The sequence below is a fragment of the Roseomonas sp. USHLN139 genome (genome assembly GCF_037145735.1).
In the GTDB taxonomy this organism is placed as follows: domain Bacteria; phylum Pseudomonadota; class Alphaproteobacteria; order Acetobacterales; family Acetobacteraceae; genus Pseudoroseomonas.
In genome coordinates, this window is record NZ_JBBCWY010000001.1 from 570,980 (window position 1) to 583,556 (window position 12,577).

The 12,577-nt window shown below is 74.3% G+C and carries 14 protein-coding genes; 11 read left to right on the top strand and 3 right to left on the bottom strand.

Annotation, left to right across the window (positions count from 1 at the left end):
* Positions 1-51: 51 nt before the first annotated feature.
* A complete protein-coding gene (locus WFI16_RS02610; protein ID WP_419896232.1) occupies positions 52-681 on the bottom strand; it encodes a hypothetical protein in 630 nt (209 codons plus the stop codon).
* A 35-nt stretch (positions 682-716) separates the two neighbouring features.
* Here WFI16_RS02610 and WFI16_RS02615 point away from each other — a divergent pair, with 35 nt between their 5' ends.
* From WFI16_RS02615 to WFI16_RS02645, 7 genes are read left to right on the top strand one after another with little or no spacing between them, the layout of a single operon-like run.
* Positions 717-1,547, top strand: coding sequence for an aldo/keto reductase (locus tag WFI16_RS02615; RefSeq protein WP_419896233.1), 831 nt, complete (start codon positions 717-719; stop codon positions 1,545-1,547).
* Positions 1,548-1,566: 19 nt separating this feature from the next.
* On the top strand, positions 1,567-3,618 hold the full coding sequence (locus tag WFI16_RS02620) for a proton-conducting transporter transmembrane domain-containing protein (RefSeq protein ID WP_419896234.1): 2,052 nt from the start codon (positions 1,567-1,569) through the stop codon (positions 3,616-3,618).
* A complete protein-coding gene (locus WFI16_RS02625) occupies positions 3,615-4,586 on the top strand; it encodes a respiratory chain complex I subunit 1 family protein (protein ID WP_419896235.1) in 972 nt (323 codons plus the stop codon). Before WFI16_RS02620 ends, WFI16_RS02625 begins: the two co-directional genes overlap by 4 nt.
* On the top strand, positions 4,583-5,251 hold the full coding sequence (locus tag WFI16_RS02630; RefSeq protein WP_419896236.1) for a hydrogenase-4 component E: 669 nt from the start codon (positions 4,583-4,585) through the stop codon (positions 5,249-5,251). The genes WFI16_RS02625 and WFI16_RS02630 overlap by 4 nt, the downstream gene beginning before the upstream one ends.
* Positions 5,248-6,696, top strand: coding sequence for a proton-conducting transporter transmembrane domain-containing protein (locus tag WFI16_RS02635; RefSeq protein ID WP_419896237.1), 1,449 nt, complete (start codon positions 5,248-5,250; stop codon positions 6,694-6,696). Before WFI16_RS02630 ends, WFI16_RS02635 begins: the two co-directional genes overlap by 4 nt.
* A complete protein-coding gene (locus tag WFI16_RS02640) occupies positions 6,693-8,198 on the top strand; it encodes a hydrogenase large subunit (protein ID WP_419896238.1) in 1,506 nt (501 codons plus the stop codon). Before WFI16_RS02635 ends, WFI16_RS02640 begins: the two co-directional genes overlap by 4 nt.
* Before the next feature lie 23 nt (positions 8,199-8,221).
* The gene (locus tag WFI16_RS02645; RefSeq protein ID WP_419896239.1) at positions 8,222-8,740 is read left to right on the top strand and encodes an NADH-quinone oxidoreductase subunit B family protein; all 519 of its coding nucleotides are present in this window, start codon (positions 8,222-8,224) and stop codon (positions 8,738-8,740) included.
* 117 nt (positions 8,741-8,857) lie between these two features.
* Here the strand turns inward: WFI16_RS02645 and WFI16_RS02650 are convergent, their stop codons facing one another.
* Complete coding sequence (locus WFI16_RS02650) at positions 8,858-9,079, bottom strand: hypothetical protein (RefSeq protein ID WP_419896240.1); 222 nt, start codon at positions 9,077-9,079, stop codon at positions 8,858-8,860.
* Positions 9,080-9,245: 166 nt separating this feature from the next.
* Positions 9,246-9,671 (bottom strand): DUF1489 family protein, encoded by a 426-nt coding sequence (locus WFI16_RS02655; RefSeq protein ID WP_419896241.1) that lies wholly within the window; start codon positions 9,669-9,671, stop codon positions 9,246-9,248.
* Between the two features lie 240 nt (positions 9,672-9,911).
* Here WFI16_RS02655 and WFI16_RS02660 point away from each other — a divergent pair, with 240 nt between their 5' ends.
* The 4 genes from WFI16_RS02660 to sdhD all read left to right on the top strand — a co-directional run bounded on the left by WFI16_RS02660 (position 9,912) and on the right by sdhD (position 12,539).
* A complete protein-coding gene (locus WFI16_RS02660) occupies positions 9,912-10,943 on the top strand; it encodes an aspartate-semialdehyde dehydrogenase (protein WP_419896242.1) in 1,032 nt (343 codons plus the stop codon).
* A 195-nt stretch (positions 10,944-11,138) separates the two neighbouring features.
* Entirely contained in the window at positions 11,139-11,381 is a 243-nt protein-coding gene (locus WFI16_RS02665) for a hypothetical protein (protein WP_419896243.1), read from the top strand.
* A 305-nt stretch (positions 11,382-11,686) separates the two neighbouring features.
* Positions 11,687-12,130, top strand: coding sequence for a succinate dehydrogenase, cytochrome b556 subunit (gene sdhC, locus WFI16_RS02670; protein ID WP_419896244.1), 444 nt, complete (start codon positions 11,687-11,689; stop codon positions 12,128-12,130).
* 16 nt (positions 12,131-12,146) lie between these two features.
* A complete protein-coding gene (sdhD, locus tag WFI16_RS02675) occupies positions 12,147-12,539 on the top strand; it encodes a succinate dehydrogenase, hydrophobic membrane anchor protein (RefSeq protein WP_419896245.1) in 393 nt (130 codons plus the stop codon).
* The last annotated feature ends 38 nt before the right edge of the window (positions 12,540-12,577 follow it).

Below are 12,577 nucleotides of genomic sequence, written 5' to 3' on the forward strand. Positions count from 1 at the left end.
GCCGGCCGCCGGCGACGAGAAGAAATAGGCGGCCGCGCGACGCGGCCGGCGTTATTCGCTCTGCAGGAAGAAGCGCTGCACGCGGCCCATCAGCTCGCGCAGGTCGAAGGGCGGCGGCGGTTCGCCGCCCTGCTCGGGCGGCATCCGCGCGGCGAAGGCGGCCAGCGCCGCCGGCGTCTCGGCCAGCCGCAGCTCGCGCGGCGGCGCCTCGGCCGTTGCGGCGCCCAGCCCCAGCACCCGGATCAGCACCCGGTCGGCCCCGGCCAGCTCGGCCGCGGCGCGCGGCGAATCATCCGGCCGCGGCGCGCAGACCACGCTGCGGCCTTCCAGCGCGCAGGGCATCTCGAACATCGGGTGCGGCGGGAAGCGCAGCTGCACCGTCCCGGTCAGCGCCAGCAGCCCGCGCGCCGGGGTGTCGAGGCCGAGCTCGCGCGCGGTGACCACCGGCACCAGCCGGCCGCGCCGCGCCGAGACCTCCAGCGCCAGGGCGCCCTGGCCGGCGCTGGCCGGCTCCACCGGCGTCTCGTGCACCATGCGGCACTGCGCCTTGTCGGTCATCGGATCGGCGGTGCAGGACAGGATCCAGGGGCCATGGCTGTCGCTCGCCGCCGCCGCGGGCAGGGCGGCCAGCGGCACCAGCAGGGCAAGGATCCGCGGGGCGAGGGTGGCGGTGCGGCGCATGCCGCGCAATGTAGGAAGGCAAAGGGGAATCCGCCATGAACAGAATCGCCTTGCCGGATGGCACCACCGTTCCCGCGCTCGGCCAGGGCACCTGGAAGATGGGGGAGCGCGGCGCCGACCGCGCCGCCGAGGCGCGCAGCCTGCGGCTCGGCCTCGATCTCGGCCTGACGCTGATCGACACCGCCGAGATGTATGCCGATGGCGGCGCCGAGGAGGTGGTGGCCGAGGCCATCGCCGGCCGCCGCCAGGAGGCCTTCCTGGTCAGCAAGGCCTATCCGCAGAATGCCTCGCGCGCCCGGCTGCCGCGCGCCTGCGAGGCCAGCCTGAAGCGGCTGGGCACCGATGTCCTCGACCTCTACCTGCTCCACTGGCGCGGCAGCGTGCCGCTGGAAGAGACCGTGGAAGCGATGGAGAAGCTGGTCGCCCAGGGAAAGATCCGCCGCTGGGGCGTCTCCAACCTCGATGTCGAGGATCTGGAGGAACTGGGCGAGGGGCTGTCCGCCTGCGCCACCGACCAGGTGCTCTACAACCTCGAGGCGCGCGGCGTGGAATTCGACCTGCTGCCCTATGCGGCGCGGCTGAAGATGCCGGTGATGGCCTATTCGCCGGTGGGGCAGGGCGGCGCGCTGCTGCGCCACGCCGCGCTGCGGCGCATCGCCACGCGGCACGGCGCCAGCCCGGCGCAGATCGCCCTGGCCTGGACGCTGCGCGGCCCCGGCGTGATCAGCATCCCCAAGGCCAGCTCGGAAGCGCATCTGCGGGAGAATGCCGAGGTCTGGAAGATCGTGCTGACGCCGGAGGATCTGGCCGAGCTAGACACCGCCTTCCCGCCGCCGAAGCGGAAGCAGTCCTTGGCAATGCTCTGACGCGCCCTATCCTGCGGCCGTGACTGTTCAGCCCGCCCTGGCGCCCGCCCTGCTGCTCGGCCTGCTGCTGCTGGCGGCGCTGATGGCCCTCGCCATGCCGCTGCTGGCGCCGGCTCCCCGCCGGCGGCTGGGGCGGCTGGTGCCGGCCGGCTGCGGCGTGGCGGCGCTGGGGCTGGCCGGCTGCGCGGCCGCGGCGCTCGCCCTCGGCGCGCCGGAGCCGCTGCTGCTGCCCTTCGGCCCGCCCTGGGGCCCGATCAGCCTGGCGCTGGACGGGCTCTCGGCCTGGTTCCTGCTGCTGCTCGGCCTGTCGGGCGCCGCCTGCGCGGTCTTCGCCCTGCTGCGCGAGGCCGCGCTGCCGCCGCGCCAGGCGGCCGGCCTGCCGCTGCTGCTGGCCGGTCTCGCCCTGGCCCTACTCGCCGCCGACGGTTTTTCTCTGCTGCTCGGCCTCGGGCTGGCGGCGCTGGCACTCTGGCTGCCGCTGGCCGCCGGCGAGGCCGAGGACGCCGCCCCCCGTGTCGCCGCCGGCCTGGCCCTGGGATTTTCGCTGTTCGGCCTGGCCTGCCTGGCCACCGCCATCGGCCTGCTGGCCGGGACGGCGGGCGACCTGTCCTTCGCCGCGCTGCGCGCCGCGCCGCCGCAGGGCTGGCAGGCCGCCGCGGTCATGGCGCTGGTGATGCTGGGGGCGGGGGCCGGCGCCGGGCTGCTGCCGCTGCATGGCTGGCTGCCGCTGCTGCAGCCGCAGCTGCCGGCCTCGACCGCGGCGCTGCTCTCAGCCGTCGCCGGCAAGGTTTTTCTCTATGTGGCCGCGCGGCTGCTGCTGGATCTCGGCGGGCCGGCGCAGCCGCTGGGCTGGGGGGTGCCGCTGCTGGTTATGGGCGCGGCGACCGCCGTCTTCGGCGCGCTGCGGGCGACCCAGGAAGGCGATGCCCGCTCGATCCTGGCCTGCGCCGGGCTCGGCCATCTCGGCCTGGTGGCCATGGCCTTCGGCCTCTCGGCCAGCCTGCGCGCGGCCGATCTCGGCGCGCTTTCGGCGCTGGCCGCCGGGGCCGGGCTGCTGCACGCGCTGGGCCATGGGCTGTTCCAGACCCTGCTGACCCTGGTCGCCGGCGAGATCCAGCATGCGGCCGGCTCGCGCCGGCTCGACCGGCTCGGCGGCCTGATCCATGCCATGCCGGCGGTGGCGCTGGCCGCCATTGCCGGCTGCGCCGCCGCCGCCGCGCTGCCGCCGATGGCGGGTTTCGCCGGCAACTGGCTGCTGCTGCAGGCCCTGCTGGCCGCCTGGCGGGTCGGCGAGCTCGGCTTCCAGGTGCTGGTCGCCGCCGCCGTGGCCTCGGTCGGCGTCGCCGCCTCGCTCGGCGCGCTGGCCATGCTGCGCTTCTGGGCGCTGGCCTTCCTCGGCCGGCCGCGCGCGCCGCGCACGCTGGGGGCGCAGGAGCCGCCGCGACTGCTGCGGGCGCTGTTCTTCGCGCTGGCGGGGGCGGCCGGCGGCATTGGCATCCTGCCCGGCCCGCTGCTGCAGCTGGCGGCCCCGGCGCTCTCCCTGGTCAGCGGCCATCCCGGCCCGGCCGAGATCGGGGTCTGGTCGGTCAGCGCCGCCGCCGCCGCCTCCGACTACCGGCCGCTCGGCATTGCCCTCCTCCTGGCCTTCGCCTTCCTGGGCCTGGTCGCCCTGCTGCGGCAGATCTCGCCGCGTGCCACCGTGCGCGGGCCGGCCTGGGATGGCGGCTTCGCCGCGCCGCCGCCGCACCTGCCCTTCGGCGAGCCGCTGACCCAGCCCAGCGCCCTCGGCTTCGCCCAGCCGCTGCGCCGCATGCTGGCCCGCCGGCTGCTGGCGGCGCGCGAGACGATCACCTGGCCGCCGCCCGGCGACACCGCGCCGGCCCGGCTGGACAGCCATTTCCACGACCCGCTGCTGCCGGCCCTGCTGGCGCCGCTGCTGCGCGCCCGCGACGCCTGCGCGGCCCGGGCCGAGCGGCTGCGCGACCTGTCGATCCGCCACCTGCTCGGCCTGGTCTTCTTCCTGATCCTGGCCCTGTTGGCGCTGCTCGCCTGGTGGGGGGGCGGGGCATGACCTGGCTCGCCGGCCTGCTCGCCCAGCTGCTGCACCTGCTGCTGATGCTGGCGCTGGCCCCGCTGCTGCTCGGCTGCATCCGCATCCTCGAGGCGCGGCTGATGGGCCGGCGCGGGCCGCCGCTGCTGCAGCCCTGGCGCGACCTGCTGAAGCTGCTGAAGAAGCGGCCCGTTTTGGCCGAGAACGCCTCCGTGGTCTCCGCCGTCACCCCCTATGTCGGGCTGGCGGCGACGCTGGTGGCGGCCTGCCTGGTGCCCGGCTTCGCCCGCGACATGGCCCTCTCGCCGCTGGCCGATCTTCTGCTCGTCGTCGGGCTGCTGGCGATCGCGCGCTGCGCCCTGGCGCTGGCCGCGCTCGATATCGGCAGTGGGCTCGGCGGCCTGGGTGCCGCCCGCGCCATGTCCTTCGCCGCCTTCGCCGAGCCGGCCTTCCTGCTGGCGGTGATGGGCTTCGCCATGCTGGCCGGCAGCACCAACCTGGACGCCATCGGCCTCGCCCTGCAGGAGGGCGCGCCGGGGCCGCGCATCTCGCTGGGCCTCGCTTTGGTGGCGCTGCTGGCGGTGGCGCTGGTGGAGAATGGCCGCGTCCCCCTCGACCAGCCGCTGGACCATCCGGCCGGGGCGCCGGCCGTCACCCTGCTGCAGGGGGCGATGCTGCTGGAGGCCTCGGGCCGGCACCTGGCGCTGTGGCAGATGACCGCGGCGCTGCGGCTGACGCTCTGGCTGGCGCTGCTGGCCGCGCTCTTCCTGCCCTTCGGCATCGCGCCGGCCGATGCCGGGCCGCTGGCCTGGATGCTGGGCCTGGCGGTCTGGCTGCCCAAGCTGCTGCTGCTGGCGCTGCTGCTGGCCGTCTTCGAATCCGCCATCGCCCGGATGCGCGTCTTCCGCGTTCCCGAATTCCTCGGCGCCGCGCTGCTGCTGGCGCTGCTCGGGCTGGTCTTCCTGTTCCTCTCGACGGGGCTCGCATGAACGCCGGCGGCTGGCCCTATGACGTGGCGCATATGCTGGGCGGCGGCGTGCTGCTCTTCTCCTTCGTGCTGCTCTACCAGCGGCGGCTGGCGGCGCTGGTCTCCGGCTTCGCGACCCAGGGCGCGCTGCTGGCGCTCGCCATCGCCTGGCAGGGCTTCTTCCAGGACGCGCCGCTGCTGGTCGTGACGGCGATCATGTCCGGCGCGGTGAAGGCCGTCGCCATCCCGATCGCGCTGCGCCGGCTGCTGCGGCATCTCGGCCTGCAGCGCGAGCTGGAACCCGGCCTCGGCGTCGGGCCCAGCCTGGTCGCCGGCGTCGGGCTGGTGACGCTGGCCATCCTGGTGGTGCTGCCGGCCACCGCCGGCGCCGCCCCCCTGGCGCGCGAGGACCTGGCCATCTCGCTCTCGGTCGTGCTGCTGGGGATGCTGATGATGATCACCCGGCGCCATGCCATCAGCCAGGGCATCGGCCTGCTCAGCCTGCAGAACGGGCTGGTGCTGGCGGCGACCGGCGTGCCCGGCCTGCCGCTGGTGGTCGAGCTCTCCACCCTCGTCCTGGTCGGCGCCCTGGTCGCCGTCGCCGGCTTCTTCGCGCTGCGGCTGCGGCAGGATCTTGGCGCGCTCGACCTGTCGCGGCCACGGCCGCCGGGGGAGGCGACGGAATGACCTACGCCCCCCTGGTCCTGCTGCACCTGCTGGCGGCCCTCGTCCTCGGCTTCCTGCCGCGGCCGCGCTGGGCCGGCTTCGGCAATCTGGGCGTGACGGCCCTGGCCCTGGCCTCCGCGCTGGCGCTCTCGGCGGCGCCGCAGGAGGTGGACGGGCTGCTGCATCTCGATGCGCTGACCCTGTTCCTCTCGCCGCTGGTGGCGCTCGTCGGGCTCTCTGCCGCGGCCGCCTCGCTGGCGACGCTGCCGGCCGAGCGGCTCAGCCCGCGCGCCGGCCGCGCCTATTTCGCCGGCTTCCAGATCTTCCTGGGGGCGGCGCAGCTGGCGCTGCTGGCCGACAACCTCGTGCTGCTCTGGGCCGCGCTGCAGGCGGCGGTGATGGCGGCGGTGCTGCTCTCGGCCCTGAAGCGCGGCCCGGCGGCGGTGGGGGCGGCCTGGAAGCTGCTGATCCTGGGCGGCGTCGGCATCGCGCTGGCGCTGTTCGGCACCATCCTGCTGGCGCTGGCCGCGCAGCCCTATGCCGGCGGCGGCGAGGCGTCCCTGTCCTTCACCGCCCTGCTGCGCGTCGGGCGGGAGGCGGATGGCGGGCTGCTGACGCTGGCCTTCGTCTTCCTCCTCGTCGGCTATGGCAGCATCGCCGCCCTGGTGCCGCTGCAGGGCTGGCTGGCGGATGCCACCGCCGAGGCGCCCGCCGCCGTGCCGGCCCTGCTCAACACCGTGCTGCTGGTCGCCGCCCTGCACGCCATCCTGCGCGCCCGCGCCGTGGTGGCGCTGAACCCCGAGGTGGTGGCGCCGGGGACGCTGATGATGGCGCTGGGCCTGGCGACGCTGTGGCTCGCCGGCCTGTCGCTCTGGCGCCGGCGCGATGCCGGGCGCTGGCTGGCCTGGATCGGCATCGCGCAATCGGGGCTGGCCGCCTTCGCCTTCGGCCTGGGCGGGCCGGCCGCCATCGCCGGCATCCTGCTGCTGCTGGGCCAGGGGCTGCTGCTCGGCGGGCTGGCCCTGGCGCTGGCCGAGGCGCGGCTGATGCGCGGCGCGCAGCAGCTTGCCGCACTCGCTGGCCTCGCCGCCTCGCGGCCCTGGCTGGGGGCGGGGGTGGCGCTGGCGCTGCTCGGCCTGGCCGGCCTGCCGCCCTTCTCCGGCTTCGCCGCGCAGTTCCTGCTGCTGCAGCAGGTGGCGGCGCGGCTGCCCTGGCTGGCGCTGCCGCTGGTGCCGGGGCTGCTGCTGGTGGCGCTCGCCCTGGTCGCGCGGCTGCAGGCGCTGTGCTTCGGCCCGCCCGCGCCGGCCGCGCCGCCGCTGCTGCCGCCGCCGCCCGGCGAGCTCGCCGCGCCCTGGGCGATCGGCCTGCCGCTGGCGCTGCACCTGGCGCTGGCCCTGGCGCTCGGCCTGTTCCTGCCGCCGCCGCTGCGCGACGCCCTGGCCGCGGCGGCGAGGGTCGTGCAGTGAGCGGCCCGGCCTCCCGCCTGATCCTCTCGGCCGCGCCGCGCGGGGCGGGGCTCTTCACCCTCGACGCCGCCGCCTGGGCGGCGCTGCCCGCCGCCCTGCGGCAGGAGCCGGAGCTGGAGCTGATGGCGCTCTGGGCCGATGGCGCCTGGGTCCATGCCGCCTTCCGCAGCGCGGCCGCGCCGGCGCCGGTGGTCGCCAGCCTCATGGTCGAGGGCGATCGCTTCCCGGCGCTCTCCCCGGCCCGGCCCGGCGCCGCCTGGTTCGAGCGCGCCATCGCCGATCTCTGGGGCTGGCAGGCCGAGGGCGGTCGCGATGCCCGGCCCTGGCTGGACCATGGCCGTTGGGCGGTGCGCGCGCCGCTCTCGCCCGCGCCGCCGCCGCGCATCGGCGAGCCGCCGCAGCCGGTCTTCCTGCCGGCCGAGGGCGAGGGGGTGCACCAGTTCCCGCTCGGCCCCGTCATGGGCAGCCTGGGCGAGCCGGCGCATCACCGCTTCCAGGTTCTGGGCGAGGCGATCGTCCGGCTGGAGCTGCTGCTGGGCTATACCCACAAGGGCCTGCCGGCGCTGTGGCGCGGCCAGCCGCCGCTGCGCGCCGCGCCGCTGGTCGCCCGGCTGTCGGGCGATTCCACCCTGGCCCATTCCTGGGCTTTCGCTGGGGCCGTCGAGCGCGCGCTGGGCGTCGAGGTGCCGCCGCGCGCCGTGGCGCTGCGCGGCGTGCTGGCCGAACTGGAGCGGCTGGCCAACCATCTGCGCGACATCGGCGCGCTCAGCGGCGAGGCCGGCTTCGCCTGGCCGCAGGCGCGGCTGGGCGCGCTCTGCGAGGTGCTGCTGCGCGCCTCCCAGGCCGCCTTCGGTCACCGGCTGCTGATGGACCGCGTCATCCCCGGCGGGCTGGCCGCCGATATCGCGCCGGACGGGCGGGAGGGGCTGCGCGCCGCGCTGCGCCTGGTCGCCGCCGAGCTGCCGGCGATCCGCGACGTGCTGGAGGAGCATGCCAGCCTGCAGGACCGGATTTCCGGATGCGGCGTGCTGAAGCCGGAATGGGCTTCCCTGCTCGGCGCCGGGGGTGTTGTCGGGCGCGCGGCGGGGCGCGGCTTCGATGCGCGGCGCGACTTGGCCTATCCGCCCTATGACCGGCATCCGCCGGCGGTGCCCCAGGCCAGCGCCAGCGATGTCGAGGCGCGGCTGACGCTGCGCTGGGAGGAGATCCTGGTCGGTCTGCCGCTGATCGAGGCGCTGCTCGACAGTCTGCCGGCCGGCGAGGTCTGCGTGCCGCTGCCGGCCCGCGGCGGCGAGGCCTCCTTCACCGTCGAGGGCTTCCGGGGCGAGGTCTTCTGCTGGGTGGCGCTGGACGAGGCCGGGCTGGTCGCCGGCTGCTTCCCGCGCGATCCCTCCTGGCTGCTCTGGCCGCTGCTGGAGGCCGCCATGGAGAACAATATTCTGGCCGACCTGCCGCTGATCAGCCGCAGCTTCAACGCCTCGGTCAGCGGGGTGGACCTGTGACGCCGCGGGAGGAGTGACAGAAAATGCTATGGCCCCGCCTGGCGCGCAGCCTGCTGCGCCGCCCGCTGACCGATGCCGCCGTGCCGCCGCTGCCCGAGACGGTGGCGGCGCTGACCGAGCGGCTGGAGGCCGCCGCGCGCGGCCGCCTGGGCCGGAGCCTGGCCATCCGCGCCCTCAATGCCGGCTCCTGCAATGGCTGCGAGCTGGAGCTCGCGGCGCTGCAGGGCGTGGTCTACGACCTGGAGCGCTTCGGCCTGCGCTTCGTCGAAAGCCCGCGCCATGCCGATGTGCTGCTGGCCACCGGGCCGGCGGTGCGCAACATGAGCGAGGCGCTGCTGCGCGCCCATGCCTGCATGCCCGAGCCCGGCTGGGTGGTGGCGGTGGGCGATTGCGCGCTCGATGGCGGGCTGTTCCGCGACAGCTATGCGGTGGCGGGCGGGGTCGGCGCGGTGCTGCCGGTCGACCTGGTCATCCCCGGCTGCCCGCCCAGCCCGGCGCTGGTGCTGGAAGGCCTGCTGGCACTGGTCGAGGCCGAGGCCTGAGCAAAAAAAACGGCCAGGAGTCCTTCAGGACCCCTGGCCGTCGACCGCGCCGGGAGGACGCGGCCCCGACGACGCTCTGCCGGGAAACGAGCGCCGCCGAATGGCTTGTGGGAGGCCTCAGCCGGCCACGCGCGGGGTGCGGTGGCGGCGGGCCTGGGCGTGGCGGGTGCGGTGCTGGCCGCGCTTCGCCACATGGCGGCGATGATGCCGGGCGCTGGCCTGCTGCTCCGTCCGGGTGGAGGCGGCAGTGCGGGCCTCGGCAGGGCTGCTGAAGCTGGGCAGCGCCAGCGGGGCGGCCAGCACGGCAAGGGCGAACAGAAGGCGGAGCGGGCGGAGCATGATGCGTTTCCTGAAGGGAAGGGGAGAACTCCCCCTTCACCCGACAGGATCGCAGGCGCCGGCTGACGCCAGGATGGGCCCCTGCTGAATTAACGTTAATTCTTCGATTCGGTCGCTCAGGCGATGATTCGCCAGGGGAAAACCGGCGGCGGAATGCTGCGCCTGCTCAGAGCAGGCAGAGCGCCGTCAGCTCCTGCCGCAGCTTCTCCGGCAGCTCGTCGACGCCGGAGGAATCCGCCGCCCCGCTGCCGAGATCCGCCGGCGCCGCCTCGGCCGCCAGGTAGCGCCAGCCCTGGAACGGCCGCATGGCGCGGGCGGCCACCGCCACCAGCTCGGGGTCCAGGATCAGCGCGGCATGCGGCGTGCCGTCATTGCCGGCCTCGCTGCGGATGTCGAGGATGCGCTGCCGCACGCAGACATAGCCCGCCACCACCCAGTAGAGCGAGCCGCCGTCCAGGATCTCCTCGGCGCGCTTCGGATGCATCCGCGTCAGGTGGCGCAGCGGCGGGTCGAGCGCCAGCCGGCGCGCCTGGCCGGCGCGCAGCGAGGCAACGTCGCGAGGCCCGACGCAGAGCTTGATCATGTGCAGCACGCCGCCTCAATTGCCCCTGGCGGCGCCGTCCCGCAAGGCCCGTCCGGCGGGCGCGATGCGCAGGGCTGCCCTCCGCCGGCCGGCGGTGCCCGGGGGTAAGCCCAGGGGTGGGCCCAGGGGCGGGCCAGCCGGCAAAGTGGTTGCGCCGGGTTCGGCAAGGGCGGTAAGCCACGCCACTTTTCGCCGCGCCCGGCCGCGCCAGGCCCGCCGGCATCCACCGCCGGAACGAGGAATCACATCATGGGCTATCGGGTCGCGGTCGTCGGCGCCACCGGCAATGTGGGGCGCGAGATCCTCAAGACGCTGGCCGAGCGCAAGTTCCCGGTGGGCGAGGTGATCGCGCTGGCCTCCGGCCGCTCCGCCGGGCAGCAGGTCTCCTTCGGCGAGGACCAGGTGCTGAAGGTGCAGAACCTGGAGAAGTTCGACTTCGCCGGCACCCATATCGGCCTGTTCTCGCCCGGCGCCTCGGTCTCGGCGGTGCATGCGCCGCGCGCCGCCGCCGCCGGCTGCGTCGTCATCGACAACACCAGCCAGTTCCGCATGGACCACGACGTGCCGCTGGTGGTGCCGGAGGTGAACCCCGGCGCGCTGCGCGGCTTCCGCAAGCGCAACATCATCGCCAACCCGAACTGCTCGACCATCCAGATGGTGGTGGCGCTGAAGCCGCTGCACGACCTGGCGCGGATCAAGCGGGTCGTCGTCTCGACCTACCAGTCGGTCTCCGGCGCGGGGAAGGAGGCGATGGACGAGCTCTTCACCCAGACCCGCGGCATCTTCGTCAATGACGCGGCGACGCCCGAGGTCTTCACCAAGCCGATCGCCTTCAACTGCATCCCGCACATCGACAAGTTCATGGAGGACGGCTTCACCAAGGAAGAGTGGAAGATGGCCGTCGAGACCCGCAAGATCCTCGACCCCGACATCCAGGTCGTCGCTACCTGCGTCCGCGTCCCCGCCTTCATCGGCCATGGCGAGGCCGTCCACGTCGAGTTCGAGCGGCCGATCACCCCGCAGCAGGCCTGGGAGGCGCTGCGCGAGGCGCCGGGCATCACCGTGCTCGACCAGCGCGAGGATGGCGGCTACGCCACCCAGGTGGACATCGCCGGCGAGGACCCGGTCTTCGTCTCCCGCCTGCGCGCCGATCCCACCGTGCCGCACGGCCTGGCCTTCTGGTGCGTCGCCGACAACCTGCGCAAGGGCGCGGCGCTGAACGCGGTGCAGATCGCGGAAGAACTGGTGCGGCAGAACCTGCTGCTGCGCGAGCCGGCCTGACGGGAAGACAAGGGCAGGCGAGGGGAAGGAATTCCCCTCGACCCTTTCTTTTTTCTGTTCTTGGGCGCTGGTTTGTGGGGCTTTTCTCTCACGGGCCTGTGATGCCCTGCCTCGACTTGGCCATGGCAGCGCCGCATCTTTGTCCTGCATCCCGGCCAGGGTTACCGCGTTGTCATCCGGCAAGGAGGATTGAGCATGCGGAAGACCCTGATTCGCGTTGGACTTGTCGCCGGCATGGGGCTTGGCCTGGTGGCCTGCACCGATCCCTACAACCCGGGCCAGCGCGCCATCGGCGGCGGCCTGCTCGGCGCCGGCGCCGGTGCGGGTGTCGGCGCCCTGACCGGCGGCAATGCCGGCACCGGCGCGCTGATCGGCGGTGCGCTGGGCGCCGTGGGTGGCGCCGCGACCACGCCGCAGCGGCCCTATCACGGCTACTGACCGCAGGGTGGCCGCTGGCCACCGAGTCGGGAAGCTTAGGCATCCACCCATCGGCAAGGCCGATGGGTGGTTTTTGTTGTGCGGGGCCGGCCGGCCAGAGGGCTGGCCGGACCTGCCCACCGGGGCGCGGCGGCGAAAAGCGGCCCCCGGCGCTTAACCGATGCTTTTCCGGGCTGTGTCATGCAGGGTCGGCGCGTTGACGCTGCACGGCAGCGCACCATAAAAGGTCGTGCACCGCCCCTGTCCGGTCGCTGCCCAGGCCGGGCGCGGGGGCGTCTCAAAATGTGGCGGAGCGGGATCGGTCCATGTCGAGTATGAAAGACGCGCGCGAGGCGACCTATGTGGGCCGCCGTACCGACGGGACGCGCATCCAGCGGCCGATGTCGCCGCACCTGCAAGTCTACGACATGGTGCAGATCACCTCCGGCCTGTCGATCCTGAACCGCGCCACCGGCGTGGCCTGGACGGTGGGCTCGGTCTTCCTGGTGTGGTGGCTGATGGCCGCCGCCTCGGGGCCGCAGGCGCTGGGCAAGGCGCAGTGGTTCTTCAGCTCCTTCCTGGGGATGCTGGTGCTGGCCGGGATGACCGCCGTGGCCTGGTTCCACACCTTCGCCGGCCTCCGCCACCTGATGTGGGACGCCGGCCATGGCTTCGACATGCCGTCGACCTGGAAGTCGGGCAAGGTCCTGATGGTCGCGACCGGCGTCGCCACCGTGCTGACCTGGCTCATCGCCCTGATCTCCTGGTAAGCGGGACGCACCGACCATGAGCGAACAGAATCCCGTCCGGCTGCAGTCCCCGCTCGGCCGCGTGCGCGGCCTGGGCTCCGCCCGGGGCGGCACGCATCACTGGTGGATCCAGCGCGTCACCTCGATCGCGCTGCTGCCGCTGACCATCTGGTTCATCCTCTCCATCGCCCTGCACACCGGCTCGAGCCATGCGCAGGTCGTGGCCTGGATCGGCCACCCGCTGAACGCGGTGCTGCTGATCTCCTTCATCCTGATCTCCTTCCAGCATGCCGGGGCCGGCATGCAGGTGGTGCTGGAGGATTACGTGCGCGGCGAGATGCCGCGGATGCTGTCCATCCTGGCGGTGAAGGCCCTGTGCTGGCTGCTGGCCCTGCTGGCGGCGCTCTCCGTGCTGCGGATCGCCCTTTGATGGGCGCGGCCGGCCTGCCCGCCGGCCCTGCGGTGCCC